A 14,593-nucleotide genomic window follows, 5' to 3' on the forward strand; every position below is an offset into this window, starting at 1 on the left:
CCCGTCCTACGGAGCGTCAAGATCGCTGGACAATGAGTCACCATGGGGGGGTGACTTGCGAGCCAACATCGACGTCGATCCGGACAGCGTCCGACGTGTAGCTGTCTCCATGCACGAGGCCAGCTCGGACAGTCGCCGGGGATTCATGCTCGACGACGCGGAGACAGCCGGCGGCGCACATCTCGGATGGCAGGCGGCCGGTGCCAACTCCCAGTGCGTCACTGCCTGGAGGGGCCGTCTGCACAAAGAAGCGGACGAGGTCGAAGCAGCGGCCGAAGCGCTCAAGGCATCGGCGAACAACTATGTCACCACGGATGGCCAGACAGCTGAAACGCTCTCCAGCGACGCCCAGTGGCTGCGGGGTGCCTGATGCTGACACTCGACGATCTGGATCGAGCCCAGCCCCAACTCTGGCAGAAGGCCTGCGACGACGCGCTGACCACGGCAAGGCACTGCGAGAACGTTGCTGCAGTCGCACGTGAAGAGGTCGCCCGCACTCTCGGCAGCGCATGGCTAAGCCCGGCTGGGGACTCTGCCCGAACCCGCTTCGCACGGCATGCAGATGCCTACGAGGCCGCGGCCCTCTCCATGCGCGATCTCGCCAAGGTCTACGACCGGCTCGCCACCGCGATGTCGAACGCCCAGCGAGCCCTGCACGGTGCGCTCGACTTCGCGCACGGTCACCAGCTGAAGGTCAATCAGGACGGCACCGTCTACACCGACCCCGTGATCACCAGTCCGGCCGGAGCCGCAGCCCTCGGCGAGCAGATCGACCAGGCACAGGCTCTGATCACGGCGGCACTGCGCGACGCAAGCGCTGCGGACAATGCAGCCGCCGACGAGCTTCGAACGCTGACCCAACTGGCCCCCGTCGAGAGCTCCAAGACAGTCCAGGAAGCACTCGATCGCGACGGCAACAGCGCCCTCGCGATCGCCATGCGGCTGCAGAGCACCCAAAACGGACCACACCGGATCAACGTCCCACCCGAGATGATCGAGGCGGCCCGTCGGGCATCCGCCGAGACCGGCATCAGCGCGAACCTGCTGCTCGCCATCATGTGGCAGGAGCAGCAGTGGTACCAGAACCAGGAACCCGGTCTGGACGGACCACTGACCACCGCGGGGCGCGTGGCCAACTGGTCCGCGGAGGAGAGTCTCAAGCCGGACAAGTCGCTCGGCATCACCCACGTCAAGCTCGCGACCGCCCGGAGCGTGATCAGGGACAACCCGAATGCATTTCCAGGTCTCTCCGGACTCAGCAACTCCCAGCTCGCGAAGTACATCGAGGAGAACCCGAGCGAGGACGTCCGGCTGAGCGCCTACTACCTGCAGCAGCTCCAGAAGAACCCTCACGGAGCCAGCACCGACAAGCAGCTGTTCCTGCTGTACGCGGCTGACACGCCGCAGGTGCGCGACTCCAACGCCCAGTACGGCGATGACGGTTCACACCGCGGCGCGGCCATCAAGGACCGCTCGGACAGCTGGGACAGTTTGCAGCAATCGCTGCGCGACGCGGACGCATGGAACAACCTGCCCGAGGCGGAGCGACGCAAAGCCCTGGATGAGCTTGCAGCCCAGACTCCCAACGATCAGAACGTCAACGTGAACCCCATCTACGCCGGTCCGGGAGTGAGCACCGGCGAGCGCGGCACCGCGCCACTGCCCCCGGACCAACCCCGCCCGCCGGTTCTGCCGTCACCGGGTGCCTCCCCCGCGCCAGCACCCGGCGTGCCGACGCCGAGCCCCGGTCCGGCCCCTGTGCCGCCAGCAGGTTGAGCGCCCGATGCGCCGACCCCACCTCACCCGACCGCTGCTCGTGCTGCTGTCCGCCGCTTCCCTGGCCTCCTGTGGAAGCGGCGGGCCGCCGCCACGCGTCCCTATGCCCTCGAACGTGCCGACCGCACCTCAGTTCGCGAATGCGGATGCCGTCGTGGATGCTCTCGACAAGGCAGGCGTCCCGTGCCGCGTCACACTGCGCAACACGTTGAACGGGGGATCGAAGATCGACTGCACAGCGACCGTAAACAGCAACAGCTTCGAGTACGTCGTCGAGGTCTATGACCCAGGCCGCTTCACCCGTGACGACATCGGGGACGCGATCGCAGCAGGACGCACGGCGTTCCACCAGACCTTCGTCGCCGCCGGGAACTGGCGTATCAACGTCGTCAACCCCGCCTACGCGCCGCAGATCGCCCAGGCCCTAGGCGGCGTCGTACTACCCGGCGACGAGCTGACAGTCCCCGACTACCCGCTGCCGTCGATCCCGACCTCCCCCCGCTACGACAGCATCGACCAGCTCGCCGCAGCCCTCGACGCCGCCGTCGGCTGCGAGGAGCGGGCACCCGGAGCCGCCGGCTCGCTGACCTGCCGAACCGGAAGCAAGGTCGGCCATACTCCGAACTGTGCGACCCTGCAGCTCTACGGCAGCGACACCGACCGGGACAAGGCGCTTCGCACCGCGGTCGCCTTCCGCGGGGCACCTGCCGCCCTGGCCACGGCCGCGAACTGGTCGATCAGCCTCTGCGACTACGGGCTCGCCGACCAGGTCGCGAAGGAACTGAACGGCGTCGTCGTCCGATACAACGGGCAGTAGGACGAGGTGATGCGCGCCCGGGCCTGCGGTCAGCCGAGTGCGCGGACCACAGCCCCCGGTCGCTGCACAGCATCCGCGCACCCGAGCGCTACGTGGCCGAACGGGACGGACGCTTCGAGGGCATCGCGCTGAAGACAGCCTCGGTCGCCGCCCTCGTTGAGTCCTCCTCGTCCGGCCACAGGTGCGTGTAGGTGTTGAGCGTGATCGACGGCTTGGCATGCCCGAGCCGCTTCTGCACCGTCTTGACGCTCTCCCGGTGCTTGATCAGCACCGAGGCGTAGAAGTGCCGGAGGTCGTGCATCGTGGCGTCGTCCGGCACCTGACGAAGCGTCGGCTCCGCGTCGGTCGGCCGGCCACGGCGTTCCCAGCTCTTGAGCGCGCCCTCGTACTGCTTCCGCAGGGCCTCGTCGGCAACCCGCACGAGGGTCTCCCACACCGACACCCAAGAAGCCGCAGGCCAGGGGCCGAGCGGAATTGCCGGACAGCCCCCGGAGCCTCGGGCCGTCGGCCGAACGTGGCGGAGGGCGGCCACGCCAGTGCGGGCCTGGCCGCCGTGCAGCGGCTGTGCGGCGAGCCGGTCGGCTACCGGGAGCTCGCGGACCGGATCGCCGCGGTCTGACGCGACCGGGCGTCGTGCCAGCGGAATGCCGGCGGTCCGGCAGCGGGGTGCGGGAGCGTCCGGGGTGCCGGGCAGGACGCTGCGACCGAGGGGCACGGGCGACCGGCCGGCCTGTGGAGGGAGGACGTTCGGATGGCTCGTCGTGGGCGTGTTGCGTGGCGGTTGGGGGCGGGGGCCGCTGTGGCCGCGCTGCTGGGGACGATGACTCCGGCCGAGGCGGTGGCGGAGACGATGACGGAGACGGTGCCGCGGCCGGCGTGGACGGCGTGCGCGGAGGGCTTCGAGTGCGCGACCGCCAGGGTGCCGGTCGACTACCGGGATCCGCGCGGGGCCGGGATCGACCTGGCCGTCATCCGGCATCCGGCGGGCGATCCGGCGCACCGGATCGGGTCGCTGTTCTACAACCCGGGCGGACCTGCCGTGCAAGGCACGGTGGCGCTGCCGCTGATGCTCGACCGGTTCCCGGAGGAAGTGCGGGAGCGCTTCGACATCGTCAGCTTCGACCCGCGCGGCAGCGGCAACAGCGCGCCCGTCCAGTGCTTCGACGACCCGGCGGACGAGCAGGCCCTGCTGGCCGGCACCGCCGTCGGCCACCCGGTGGGCCCGGAGCAGCAGCGGGCCTGGGTGGACGCGTACCGGCGGCTGGGCCGGCAGTGCGCGTCCCGGCCGCTGGTGTCGCACCTGTCGACCGCGAACACGGCGCGGGACCTGGACCTGCTCCGCCGGGCCGTGGGCGACCGGGACCTCAACTACCTGGGCACCTCGTACGGCAGTTACCTGGGTGCGACGTACGCCAACCTGTTCCCCGGCCGGGTGCGCGCCATGGTGCTGGACAGTGGCCCGGACCCGGTGGCCTGGTCCATCGGACGCGCCGGGGAGGCCGCCACCATGGGCCCGCTGCTGCGCAATCGCAGCGATGTCGCCGCCGGCCGGGTACTGAACGCCTTCCTCGACGGCTGCGGCCAGGCCGGCCCCGCCGGGTGCGCGTTCTCCGCCGGGACGGCCGCCGCCACCCGGGCCCGCTACGACGAACTGCTGGCGCGGCTGCGCGCCCGGCCGGTGGCGCTCGGCGGTACCACGTTCACCGAAGGTGCGGCGGTGGAGGCGACGATCCTCTCGCTGTACGCCGCGACACCCGTCCCCGGCCTTCCCGGCACCGGCTGGACGCAACTCGGCACGCTGCTGCAGACACTGTGGGCAGCGACCGACGCACCCGCCGGACCGCTGCCGCCCGCCGTCCACCCGTCGCCGGACCAGGCACTGGCGGTGGTGTGCGCGGACAGCGCCGGCCCGTCGGCCACCGCCGACCCGGCGGAAACGGCGGCACTGGCCCGGGCCCGGTCGGGTGCGGTCGGCCCGTGGTTCGCCTGGACGGACGAGCGCTGCACCGGCTGGCCGGCCCAGGACCGTGACCGGTACGACGGCCCGTGGGACCGCCGGACGGCCCGGCCGGTCCTGGTGGTGGCGAACACCGGCGACCCGGCGATGCCGTACCAGGGTTCGCGCGCCATGGCCCGTTCGCTCGCCCGGGCCGTCCTGCTGACGGTGGACGGCTTCGGCCACACCGTGCTGGCCAACCCGAGCGACTGCGCGGCCCGGTACGAGGCCCGCTACCTGGTGGACGGCACCCTGCCGGCGGCGGGAACGGTGTGCGCACCGAACCGGCAGCCGTTCGAACAGGGCTGAATGCCCGTCGGACGGGGTGCACGACGAACCGTCGCGCCGGCACCTGGGCGCAGGCTGGGGCGGCCGTGGGCGGGCAGCGACCAACCGCCGGTGCGACGGCGTTCGCCCCGCGCCGGCCGTCCTCGGTCCGCCGTCAGCTGCCGTCCAGCGCGGCTGCCTCCGGGTCGGTGAGGTTCAGCCCGTGGTTCCAGGCGGCTCGGAAGGCGGTGTCCCCGAGGGCGGCGGCGCAGCCGTCCAGGACGGTGCGGAGTTCGGGGTCGCCGGCGTCGTGGCCGCCGCGGAGCGCGTAGGCGGCCGCGAGGGTGGTGGTGGCGCGGGTGGGGTCGGCGAGGGCGAGGCGGTGTTCGGCCCAGCTTTCCAGGACGTCGGCGCGGACGAGGCGGTCCTGGCTGGTGGCGGCGAGTTCGAGTGCGCGGCGGTGCAGGGTGGCGGCGGTGGCCGGGTCGGCGAGGCGGTGGTGGGTGCGGGCCAGGCTGGTGTGCAGGAGGGCACGCAGGTGGAGGTGGGTGGGGCCGGTCGCGGGGAGTTGTTCGAGCCGTTGCAGGGTGGCCCGCTGGGTGGCCAGGGCGGTGGTCAAGTCGCCGGTGCGGCGGGCGAGTTCGCCGAGTGCGTAGTCGGCGGCGGCTTCCAGGTGCGGGTCGCGGGCGTGTTCGGCGGCGGTGCGGGCGCGTTCGAGGTCGGCCCGGGCGGCGGCCGGGTCGCCGTTGCGGGTGCGGAGGCGGCCGGCCAGCAGCAGGGTCAGTGGTGCTTCGCCGGGGCCGCCGGTCGCGGCGTCCAGGAGTGCGGCCTCGTCGAGTGCGCCGAGTGCTTCCTCGGCCGCACCGGTGACGGCCAGCAGCGCGGCCAGCGTGACCAGGGCCATGGCGTGGCCCCAGCGGTCGCCGAGGGTACGGAAGCCGTCCCCGGCGGTGCGCAGGCAGCGCTCGGCGGGATCGATCCGTCCGGCGCTCAACTCGATGCGTCCGAGCACCAGTTGGGCGGCGGACCGGGTCCACGCGTCGGGGTGCCGGCAGTACTCCCGCGCGGTTGCGGCGATCGCGTCCGGCGGGCCGGCGGCGGCGAGCAGCAGGGCGGCGGCGAGGGCGACGGGGTGGTCGGCGTGCCGGGCGGTGGCGAGGGCGGCGCCGAACGCCTCGGGCGTCAGCGGGGCGGCGGGTTCGCGTGGCGGGGCGGCGAGTTGGGCGAGGATCACGCACCGGGCGTGCTGCTGTTCCAGGCCGGGCGGCGGGGTGGTGCCGTGGGCGGCGAGCACGGCCGCGGTGCGTTCGCCGGCTTCGTGGGCGCGGCCGCGCATCAGCCAGGGCCAGGCGCGGGCGGCCGCCAGCCGGAGGGCGTGGTCGGACGGACCGGCGGTGACGGCGTGGCGGAGTGCGGCGTCGAGGTTGTCCTGTTCGGCGTCGAGCCGGGCCAGTCGGTCGAGTTGGCGGTCGGTCCGCAGCAGGGGTTCGGCGTGTTCGGCGAGGTCGAGGAAGCAGCGCAGGTGGGCGTCGGCGGTGCGGTCGTGTTCGCCGGCCTCGGCGAGCCGTTCGGCGGCGTAGGCGCGGACGGTTTCCAGCAGGCGGTAGCGCGCCGGCCCGGTCTCCGAAGTGGTGCTCACCAGCAGGGACTTGTCGGCGAGCGCGGTCAGCAGGTCCTCGACGGCGGTGGGGTCGGGGTCCGGTCCGGCGGGCCAGTGCGCGGCGCAGACGGGGTGGGCGTCGCGGAGGTCGGCGCCGGCGGCGAAGACCGAGAGCCGGCGCAGCAGGACGCGTTCGTCGGGGTCGAGCAGGTCCCAGCTCCAGTCGATGACGGCGCGCAGGGTGCGGTGCCGGTCGGGGGCGGTGCGCGGGCCGCGGTCGAGCAGGCGGAGGCGGTCGTGCAGGCGGGCCGCGATCCGGTCGGGGGTGAGGGCGCGGAGCCGGGCGGCGGCGAGTTCGAGGGCCAGCGGGAGGCCGTCGAGTTCCCGGCAGATCCGGACCACGGGTGCGACGGTGTCCCGGTCGAGGGCGAATCCGGGGCGGGCCGCGGCGGCCCGTTCGGCGAAGAGGGCGACGGCGGGGTGGGCGAGGGCCTGCCGCGGGGTGCTGCCGGGTTCGGGGACGGCGAGCGGCGGCACCGGCCAGAGTGTCTCGCCGGGTACGCCGAGGGGTTCGCGGCTGGTGGCGAGCACGGTGAGCCGGGGAGCGGCCGCGAGCAGGCGGTGGGCGAGCCGGGCGGCGTCCGCGATCAGGTGTTCGCAGTTGTCGAGGACGAGCAGGACGTCGCGGCCGTCCACGGCGCGGACGATCCGCTCCAGCGGGTCGCCGGGGGGCTCGCCGGTGGGGAGGCCGCCGGTGAGCACCCCGGCGTCGGCGGGGCGCAGCGCGGCCAGTACGGCCCGGGCGGGCCCGTCGGGGCCTTCCGCGCCGGCGAGTTCGGCGAGCCGGACGTCCGTTCCGGCGGGGGCGCCGGTGGCGGCGGCCAGGGCGAGGCGGGTCTTGCCGACGCCGCCCGGTCCGGTGAGGGTCAGCAGGCGGGAGTGGCGCAGCCGGTCCCGGACGGCCGCCAGGTCGGCGTCGCGGCCGATCAGCGCGGTGAGCGGTCCGGGCAGCACGCTGCGGCCCACCGGGGCGGGGCGCGGGGCGGGCGGCCGGGTGCCGGCCAGGACGCGCAGGTGGGCGTCGCGCAGTTCGCTGGACGGGTCGGTGCCGAGTTCTTCGGCCAGCGCCTGTCGGGTGCGGTCGAACACGTCCAGGGCGTCGGCGCCCTGGCCGTTGGCGTGCAGGGCGCGGATCAGGCGTGCGGCGGTCCGCTCACGCAGCGGGTGGGCGACGCGCTGTGCGGTGAGTTCGGCGACCAGCCGGGGCAGGGTGTCGGCCCGGCCGAGGGTGAGCAGGGCGTCGGCGCGGTCCTCGGTGGCGGCGAGCCGCAGTTCGGTGAGCCGGGCGGCCGGGGCGGCGGTGAATCCGGCGGCTTCGGCGTCGGCGAACGGTGCGCCGCGCCAGAGTTCCAGGGCGCGGCTCAGCTCATCGGCGGCGCGGGCGGGTTCGCCTGCGGCGAGGGCGGCCCGGCCGGTGGCGGCGCGCTGTTCGAAGTCCCAGGCGTCGACGTGGCCGCGGGGCAGGTCGAGCAGGTATCCGGCGGGGTGCGAGCCGATGGCCGTGCGGTCCGTGCCGAGGGTGCGGCGCAGCCGGGAGACCAGCGACTGCACGGCGCCGACCGGTTCGGCGGGCGGGGTGTCGCCCCAGAGGTCGTCGACCAGGCGTTCACGGGTGACCACCCGCCCGGGGTCGAGGGACAGCCGGATCAGCAGCAGCCGCAGTCGGGTTCCGCCGAGTCCGGGGGCCGGCCCGTCGTCGCGCACCACGTGGAGCGGTCCCAGCACGTTGATCCGCACCTTGCCCGCCCCCGTCCGCCCGATTGCCGGTGATCATTCTCGCGGCGTCCGGCCGGGCGCCGCACGGCGGGGCGGGGCCTTCCTGCCAGGCGCTTCACGGCGGGGCGGTGCCGCCCGGCCGGGCGCTTCACGGCGGGGCGGTGCCGCCCGGCCGGGCGCTTCACGGCGGGGCGGTGCCGCCCGGCCGGGCACTTCACGGCGGGGCGGTGCCGCCCGGCCGGGCACTTCACGGCGGGGCGGGGCCGGATGCCGGGTCAGTTCCCGGGCGGGGCGGGGCTCTCGGGCGCGGTGCGGCAGAGGGCGTCGAGGGCGTCGGTGAGTTCGGGCAGCGCGGTGGCGGGCGCGCCGAGGCCGTGGAGGATCCGGGCGAGCGGGGCGCCGTCGGCGGGGGTGAGCGGGCCGAGGGTGATGTGGCCGTCGTACCAGAGGGCGGCGCGCCGGCCGGTGGGGTGTTCGGCGTCGATCTCTGTGTAGGCGATCGGCGCTGCCTTGGACCAGCCGGCGATCCGCCGCGCGAATCCGGACGGGAATCGCTTGAAGTCGTAGTCGGGCGCGTTGGACGGCTGCTGGAGCGCATGGTGGAGTTCGTCCGTCATCGGGATGACCGCCAGCCCGTGGGGCAGGCGGGCGACCCGCGCGATCGGGAGCTCGGCCGCCACGACGGTGATCAGCTCATCGGTGGCGATCAGGGCGTTCAGTTCGTATGGCACCTCGCCATTCTCCGCCCGAAAAGTCATCAGGTCTGGAAAACAATCGAACTGGCTATCCATCCAATAAACCGGACATGAACGGATCAAGTACCCTCGCCCACCGACGAGCTGCGGCAGAGTGGTCCGGGTGACTCGCACTCCCCCGCCCCGCCCGACCGCCGAGCAGCTCGCCGCCGCCCAGGACACCACCATCCCCGATGTGTCCGCGCCGGACCTGCGGGTGCTGTTCTGCGGCATCAACCCGGGCCTGTGGTCGGGCGCCACCGGCCACCACTTCGCCCGCCCCGGCAACCGCTTCTGGCCGGCCCTGCACCGGTCCGGCTTCACCCCTCGGCAGTTGGGGCCCGAGGAGCAGGACGAGCTGCTCGCGCTCGGGCTGGGCATCACCAACGTCGTGGCCCGGACCACCGCGAAGGCCGCCGAACTGACCGCCGAGGAGTACCGGGCGGGCGGCGAGGCGCTGGTCGAACGGGTGCTCCGCCTGCGGCCGCGCGCGCTGGCGGTGCTCGGTATCGGCGCGTACCGGGCCGCGTTCGGCCGCCCGAAGGCGGCGGTCGGCCGGCAGCCGGAGACCATCGGCGACACCGAGGTCTGGCTGCTGCCGAACCCGAGCGGACTGAACGCGCACTACACGCTGGACGGGATCGCCGCCGAGTTCCGCACCCTGCGCGAACACCTGGAGGGGTCAAGCGCCATGTAGCGCCCGCTCGAATCGGGCGCGCTCGCGCACCACGTACGCGGCGTCCGACAGGTACATCAGGTGGTGCCCGTCGGCCAGGTGCGAGGCGAACGCGGCGCTGTCGGCGGCGGCCTCGGCCCGCATGTGGTCGACCAGCGCGTGCAGCCGGGCCGCGACGGCGTCCACCAGCCCGGCCCGGCCGACCGCGTCCAGCCCGTACGCCTCGCAGAACTCCCGTACGCGGGCGGCCTGTTCGTCCGGCGTGCCGAAGCCGTCGGCGTTCCCGGGCGCGGTGGTGGGGGCCCAGCGGTAGACCGCGTACCCGACGTCCCACAGCCGGGGGCCGGGATGCGCGGTGTCGAAGTCGATGACGCCGACCACCCGTTCGCCGTCCAGCACGCAGTTGTGCGGGGCGTAGTCGCCGTGGCAGATCACCTCGGCGGGCTCGCGGGCGGGCAGCATCCAGCCGTCGGCCGAGTATCCGGCGGTGGCGTCGTGGTAGGCGCGCAGCACCCGGGCCGCGGTGAGCAGCGCGGTGCGGGAGGCGGCGGCGGGCGTGGCCGGGTAGTCGGAGACCTCGCCGGGCAGGAAGTCGAGGATCTCCCGCCCGTCCGCCGTCAGCCCGTGGAACCGGGGCGCCGCGGTGAACCCGCTCGCCCGCAGGTGCCCCAGCAGCCCGTGCACGGCCGGCGACCACGACCCGGTCGGCCGCAACACCCGCTCACCGACCCGCTCCACCTGGTTGACGCCGCCGGCCAGGATCTCGCTGTCCGCCACCCGCCCGTTCCTCCCGTCTCCACAGCCTTCCGCGACCGGACGGTTCTACCCCGGCCCCGGACCGGCTGCCAACCGCTTTCCGGTCGGCGCGGTCGGCGCGGTCAGCACGGTCAGCGGGCGCCGAAGCCGTCCTCGGTCCGGATCACCTCGCGGCCGAGCGGGGTGAGCGAGATCGGCACCATCTTGAGGTTCGCCCAGCCGAACGGGATGCCGATGATCGACAGGAACAGCGGGATCGAGGTGACGATGTGACCGAGCGCCAGCCACCATCCGGCGAACACCAGCCAGATCACGTTCCCCACGCAGGACGGCGCCCCGGCATCGGCCCGCACCACGGTGGTCCGGCCGAACGGCCACAGCATGAAGCCGGCCAGCCGGAAGGCTGCGATGCCGAACGGGATCGTGACGATCAGGACGAAGCAGATGATCCCGGCGAGGGCGTACCCGATCGCCATCCACAGGCCACAGAACAGCAGCCAGATGACGTTGAGCAGGAAGTTGACCACCTTCATGCCTCCAGCGTCCCACGGTCGGGCCCCGCTGGGGAGCCGGTGCGGCGCCGTTGTGGCACGGGTGTGACGATCCGGCCGGCCGTCGGCGGCCGGCACCCGCCGTTTCCCGTTCCGGTTCCAGCTCGATCGATCGCCCCGCCATTGCACAGTTGATTCGATCAGGCTCTGATAACAAGTGTTCAGATCCCGCCACAATTCACCCCATCAGGGAATGGCGCGCCGCGCCACCCGGCGTGAATCATTTCGTCTCGCCCAAGCCGCGCAATTTCGCGCGGGATTGCGCAGGCCGCTCAGCGGAGCCCCTCGGCCAGCCGAAGGGGCTCCGTCGGCGAACTCATCAACAGGAGGTGCTTGGTATGAGCGAGTACACCAACGGCATGGCGGCAGACCTGATCGAGGCGAAGACGCCCTGGGTGAAGGCCCGGCGCAGCTCGAACGTCGGCCAGTGCGTGGAGATGCGCAAGATGGACGACGGCCGGGTCGCCGTCCGGCACAGCCTGGACCCGTCGGGTCCGGCGCTGATCTTCAGCGTGCAGGAGATCGCGGCCTACCTCGACGGGGCACGTAACGGCGAATTCGATCACATGGCCGTCTAATCACATGAGCTGACGACATTCCCCATTTCGGGGACCTGTAGCCGTACCCCTCTTGCGTCGGTATATTCTCCTTCACGTAAAAGGATGGATTAATTGCCGCAAGGGGGGATTCATGTCCACAGCCGGACGTGATGGGTACCACGGGAACGTCATTCCGTTTCGGCGCCCGCAGCCCACGGCGGGCGAGGGCGAGTCCTGGCCGCTGCCGGCCCTGCTGCTCGGCGCGTGGCTGAAGACGCTCCGGGGCGCCCGGAGCCAGAAGTCGCTGGCGAAGAAGACCCGCTACTCCCCCACGCTCTACTCCCGGATCGAGGCGGGCGCGACCCGGATCGACAAGCCGGAAGGGATCGCGCTGATCCTCAAGGAGCTGGGGGTGCCGGCCGGGCCGGAGTTCGACCAGCTGATGCGCCTGGCCCGGGATGCTTCCGTGCCCGGCTGGGCGTCCTCGTTCCGGACCGCCTACCGGGACGCGGTGCCGGAGGCGATGGTGCGGCTGAGCGAGTTGGAGAGCCGGGCCAGCCACCTGTACTCGGTGGAGACCGGATTCGTCCCGGGCCTGCTGCAGACCGATGCCTACCGCACGGCGGTCACCGAGGGGACCTTGCTGCCCAGCCAGCGGCATCTGGCGCAGCAGGTGGTCAAGCTGCGCGCCGAGCGGGCCCGCCGGTTCTTCGCCACGGAGCCACCGCGCTCGGTGTTCTTCATCCGGGAGAACGTGCTGCGCCAGGTGATCGGCTCGCGCGGCCTGATGGTGGAGCAGCTGGAGCGGCTGCTCGCCTTCGTCGAGACGCCGCGGATCGGCGTGCGCATCATCCCGATGGATCTGCAGCTGGCCCTGCAGGTGTCCTCGGTGACCAGGCTGGACTTCGAAGGGCAGCTCTTCGCGGTGCCGTCGGTGATCTACAACGAGTACGCCGGGCGGGGCGACTACTACCGGGGCCCGCTGGACGGCGAGACCTCCTCCGACGATTTCAAGGACTTCCGGTTCGTGACCGACGAGGCCGTGCGCCAGGCACCGGGCCGGGACGACAGCCGTCGGCTGATCGTCGAGGCGCTGAGGGTGCACCGCTCACACCTGTAGCTCGCCGCGCTCACTCCACGACGGCCAGCCCACCGAACTCGAACCACTCCTCGGTGGCCTGGCGGACAGACGGCACATCGGGCTTCCAGTCCGCGACGTCGAGCAGGCCGGGCTCCTGGACGTTCAACCGGTCGATGTCGAAGAAGCGACGGACCTCCTCCTCCGTCCGCACCCGCCCCCAGTAGCCCCCGGTCCGCTCCGCCATCAGGTCGGTCACCTGTCGGCGGATCCGGCCGCTCCGACTGACCAGCTGGCAGGCCACCACCACGCTGCCCTTGGCCAGTTGACGCACCGTTCGCTCGATCACCGCGCGCGGGTCCTTGCCGTCCGGGAGGCAGTGCAGCACGGAGACGAACAGCGCGGCAATCGGCTGCGAGAAGTCGATGCGGCCCTGCACGCCCGCCCGGATCCTCTCGGTCTCCACCAGGTCGGCGGGCAGGATCGTCACGTTCGGGTTCTCGTCCAGCAGGGCGCGCCCGTAGGCAAGCACCATCGGGTCGTTGTCGATGTAGACGACCTTGCAGTCCTGGTGCACGGCCTGGGCGACCTGGTGCACGTTCGTCCGGGTCGGCAGGCCCGAGCCGTGGTCGAGGAACTGCCGGATGCCGTACCGGGTGGCGATGTGCCGGACCGCCCGGACCAGGAACGCCCGGTTGCTCTGGGCCAGTTCGCGGGCGCTCGGCGCGATCCGCAGCAACTCCTCGCCCGCGAGCCGGTCGGAGTCGTAGTTGTTCCGGCCGCCGAGCAGCCAGTCGTGCATCCGTGCCGCGCTGGGTCTGTCCGGGTCGAACGGCGGAAACGCTGCTACGCCCTCGGTCACGCCACCGGCCCCCATGCTCGAACTCCGCTCCGCCACCACGATTCTGATGCCACGTCATGTTCTGAGCCGCGTGCGGGCACGCGAAACAACTCGCAAGAGTGAAACCCCTTGCGAGTATGGCGAACCATGGCGAATGCTCCCCGCCGGTCCGCTACGGGGCCGCGCGCCATGCGCCCGAATCAGGCCTCGGCCCCCTCCGTCCCGCCGTGGAACGGCGCCTCGCCACCGGCCAGCAGCCGCCTGGCCGCCATCAACTGGACATGCAGCTGCGGCTCGTTGAGGCCCATCAGCTCGGCCGCGGCGCGCGGCGCCATGCCGAGCCGCTCGTGCAGCAGCGCGGCGTCGGCGGCCCGGTCCGGCAGCGCCCGGTGCAGCCGGTCCAGCCGGAGGTCGCAGGCCTGACGGCTGGCGAGCGTGACGCTGTCGCACAGCACCCGCCAGGTGAACGCCGCCGGGTCGTCGTTCAGCGCCTGCGTCCAGCTCAACTCGGCGCACCGCAGCACCTGTTCGACCACCCGGCCGGCCAACGCACCGTCCCCGAGCCGCGCCCGGGCGTACGCCTGATAACTGCGGCAGTGGAGTTGGACGAACGCGGCGTAACCGGAGTCGGCTATCGCGGGCTTGCGCGAACGGGACACCCATGGCTCCTTCGGCGTCGGCCCGAGTCGGGCGTGGGCGCGGCAGGGTGAAGCGGGATGGGGTGAAGTGCGGTGGGTGGAACGAGCCGTGGCGCCCGCCCGGGCGGCCTGGGCGGCCCGGGCGGTCGCGGCAGGGTCAGCGCCGGTCGGCCCAGCACCACTCGACGTGGGCGTCCCGGCAGAGCCTCAGCAGGCCGAGCACCAGCACGGTGCGCTCCCACTCGATCGGACCGGCGGCGGTCACCGCCCAGACCAGCAGCGGGACCACCAGCAGTGCCCGCAGCCGGGCCGCACCGCGGACGGCGCGAACTCTGCGCAATCCCACGCCCGGGCCGTCGGCCCTGCTAGCGTGGAGCACCACTTCGGGAAGCCTTGTGCGTTCCCGGGAGGGTCGGTCATTCACAGGTGTGCTACCTCCTCTGATCGGCCCGCACCGCCTCGTCCGGTGTTGCCGCACCGGGCGGGGCAGCCCCGCTCCGGGGGTGGCCGTGCAGCAGAATCTACCGGCCGCGAGCGGCCGATTCGTC

Annotated in this window: 15 protein-coding genes; 7 read left to right on the forward strand and 8 right to left on the reverse strand. The window is 72.9% G+C overall.

The window, feature by feature from the left end; genetic code table 11:
- Positions 1 to 55: 55 nt before the first annotated feature.
- The 3 genes from ACZ6R9_RS01265 to ACZ6R9_RS01275 all read left to right on the forward strand — a co-directional run bounded on the left by ACZ6R9_RS01265 (position 56) and on the right by ACZ6R9_RS01275 (position 2,593).
- Positions 56 to 370 (forward strand): hypothetical protein, encoded by a 315-nt coding sequence (locus tag ACZ6R9_RS01265; protein ID WP_465535715.1) that lies wholly within the window; start codon positions 56 to 58, stop codon positions 368 to 370.
- Positions 370 to 1,776 (forward strand): hypothetical protein, encoded by a 1,407-nt coding sequence (locus ACZ6R9_RS01270; protein ID WP_465535717.1) that lies wholly within the window; start codon positions 370 to 372, stop codon positions 1,774 to 1,776. Before ACZ6R9_RS01265 ends, ACZ6R9_RS01270 begins: the two co-directional genes overlap by 1 nt.
- A 115-nt stretch (positions 1,777 to 1,891) precedes the next feature.
- Positions 1,892 to 2,593, forward strand: a complete 702-nt coding sequence (locus ACZ6R9_RS01275) for a hypothetical protein (protein WP_380484474.1) — start codon at positions 1,892 to 1,894, stop codon at positions 2,591 to 2,593.
- 88 nt (positions 2,594 to 2,681) lie between these two features.
- Here the strand turns inward: ACZ6R9_RS01275 and ACZ6R9_RS01280 are convergent, their stop codons facing one another.
- Positions 2,682 to 3,014, reverse strand: coding sequence for a tyrosine-type recombinase/integrase (locus tag ACZ6R9_RS01280; protein ID WP_465535719.1), 333 nt, complete (start codon positions 3,012 to 3,014; stop codon positions 2,682 to 2,684).
- Between the two features lie 378 nt (positions 3,015 to 3,392).
- On the opposite strand from ACZ6R9_RS01280, the gene ACZ6R9_RS01285 reads away from it, so the two are divergent.
- Positions 3,393 to 4,898: an alpha/beta hydrolase gene (locus ACZ6R9_RS01285; protein WP_465535721.1), complete on the forward strand. Its 1,506-nt coding sequence runs from the start codon at positions 3,393 to 3,395 to the stop codon at positions 4,896 to 4,898.
- Between the two features lie 133 nt (positions 4,899 to 5,031).
- On the opposite strand, the gene ACZ6R9_RS01290 is transcribed toward ACZ6R9_RS01285, so the two are convergent.
- Both ACZ6R9_RS01290 and ACZ6R9_RS01295 read right to left on the reverse strand, forming a co-directional pair.
- A complete protein-coding gene (locus tag ACZ6R9_RS01290; protein ID WP_465535723.1) occupies positions 5,032 to 8,241 on the reverse strand; it encodes an AfsR/SARP family transcriptional regulator in 3,210 nt (1,069 codons plus the stop codon).
- 266 nt (positions 8,242 to 8,507) lie between these two features.
- The gene (locus ACZ6R9_RS01295; protein WP_465535725.1) at positions 8,508 to 8,963 is read right to left on the reverse strand and encodes a hypothetical protein; all 456 of its coding nucleotides are present in this window, start codon (positions 8,961 to 8,963) and stop codon (positions 8,508 to 8,510) included.
- Positions 8,964 to 9,090: 127 nt separating this feature from the next.
- Between ACZ6R9_RS01295 and mug the strand changes: the two genes are divergently transcribed.
- The gene (gene mug / locus ACZ6R9_RS01300) at positions 9,091 to 9,663 is read left to right on the forward strand and encodes a G/U mismatch-specific DNA glycosylase (RefSeq protein ID WP_380484457.1); all 573 of its coding nucleotides are present in this window, start codon (positions 9,091 to 9,093) and stop codon (positions 9,661 to 9,663) included.
- On the opposite strand, the gene ACZ6R9_RS01305 is transcribed toward mug, so the two are convergent.
- Positions 9,649 to 10,419, reverse strand: coding sequence for a phosphotransferase (locus ACZ6R9_RS01305; protein WP_465535727.1), 771 nt, complete (start codon positions 10,417 to 10,419; stop codon positions 9,649 to 9,651). The genes mug and ACZ6R9_RS01305 overlap by 15 nt on opposite strands.
- Before the next feature lie 110 nt (positions 10,420 to 10,529).
- Positions 10,530 to 10,931: a YccF domain-containing protein gene (locus ACZ6R9_RS01310; protein WP_380484453.1), complete on the reverse strand. Its 402-nt coding sequence runs from the start codon at positions 10,929 to 10,931 to the stop codon at positions 10,530 to 10,532.
- A gap of 356 nt (positions 10,932 to 11,287) precedes the next feature.
- On the opposite strand from ACZ6R9_RS01310, the gene ACZ6R9_RS01315 reads away from it, so the two are divergent.
- A complete protein-coding gene (locus ACZ6R9_RS01315) occupies positions 11,288 to 11,527 on the forward strand; it encodes a DUF397 domain-containing protein (protein ID WP_380484452.1) in 240 nt (79 codons plus the stop codon).
- A gap of 112 nt (positions 11,528 to 11,639) precedes the next feature.
- Complete coding sequence (locus ACZ6R9_RS01320; protein WP_380484450.1) at positions 11,640 to 12,608, forward strand: helix-turn-helix domain-containing protein; 969 nt, start codon at positions 11,640 to 11,642, stop codon at positions 12,606 to 12,608.
- Positions 12,609 to 12,618: 10 nt separating this feature from the next.
- Here the strand turns inward: ACZ6R9_RS01320 and ACZ6R9_RS01325 are convergent, their stop codons facing one another.
- From ACZ6R9_RS01325 to ACZ6R9_RS01335, 3 genes are all read right to left on the reverse strand, one after another.
- Positions 12,619 to 13,443, reverse strand: coding sequence for an SAM-dependent methyltransferase (locus ACZ6R9_RS01325; RefSeq protein WP_465535731.1), 825 nt, complete (start codon positions 13,441 to 13,443; stop codon positions 12,619 to 12,621).
- 164 nt (positions 13,444 to 13,607) lie between these two features.
- Positions 13,608 to 14,066: a hypothetical protein gene (locus tag ACZ6R9_RS01330; RefSeq protein WP_465535733.1), complete on the reverse strand. Its 459-nt coding sequence runs from the start codon at positions 14,064 to 14,066 to the stop codon at positions 13,608 to 13,610.
- Between the two features lie 136 nt (positions 14,067 to 14,202).
- Positions 14,203 to 14,391 (reverse strand): hypothetical protein, encoded by a 189-nt coding sequence (locus ACZ6R9_RS01335; protein ID WP_465535735.1) that lies wholly within the window; start codon positions 14,389 to 14,391, stop codon positions 14,203 to 14,205.
- Positions 14,392 to 14,593: the final 202 nt, after the last annotated feature.

Source organism: Kitasatospora sp. NPDC048662, from assembly GCF_055587065.1.

Excerpts from the sequence above, each read along its gene's own strand:
- ACZ6R9_RS01270 (WP_465535717.1), top strand. The coding sequence starts at position 370 with ATGCTGACACTCGACGATCTGGATCGAGCCCAGCCCCAACTCTGGCAG.
- ACZ6R9_RS01310 (WP_380484453.1), bottom strand. The coding sequence starts at position 10,931 with ATGAAGGTGGTCAACTTCCTGCTCAACGTCATCTGGCTGCTGTTCTGT.
- ACZ6R9_RS01315 (WP_380484452.1), top strand. The coding sequence starts at position 11,288 with ATGAGCGAGTACACCAACGGCATGGCGGCAGACCTGATCGAGGCGAAG.
- ACZ6R9_RS01320 (WP_380484450.1), top strand. The coding sequence starts at position 11,640 with ATGTCCACAGCCGGACGTGATGGGTACCACGGGAACGTCATTCCGTTT.
- ACZ6R9_RS01325 (WP_465535731.1), bottom strand. The coding sequence starts at position 13,443 with ATGGGGGCCGGTGGCGTGACCGAGGGCGTAGCAGCGTTTCCGCCGTTC.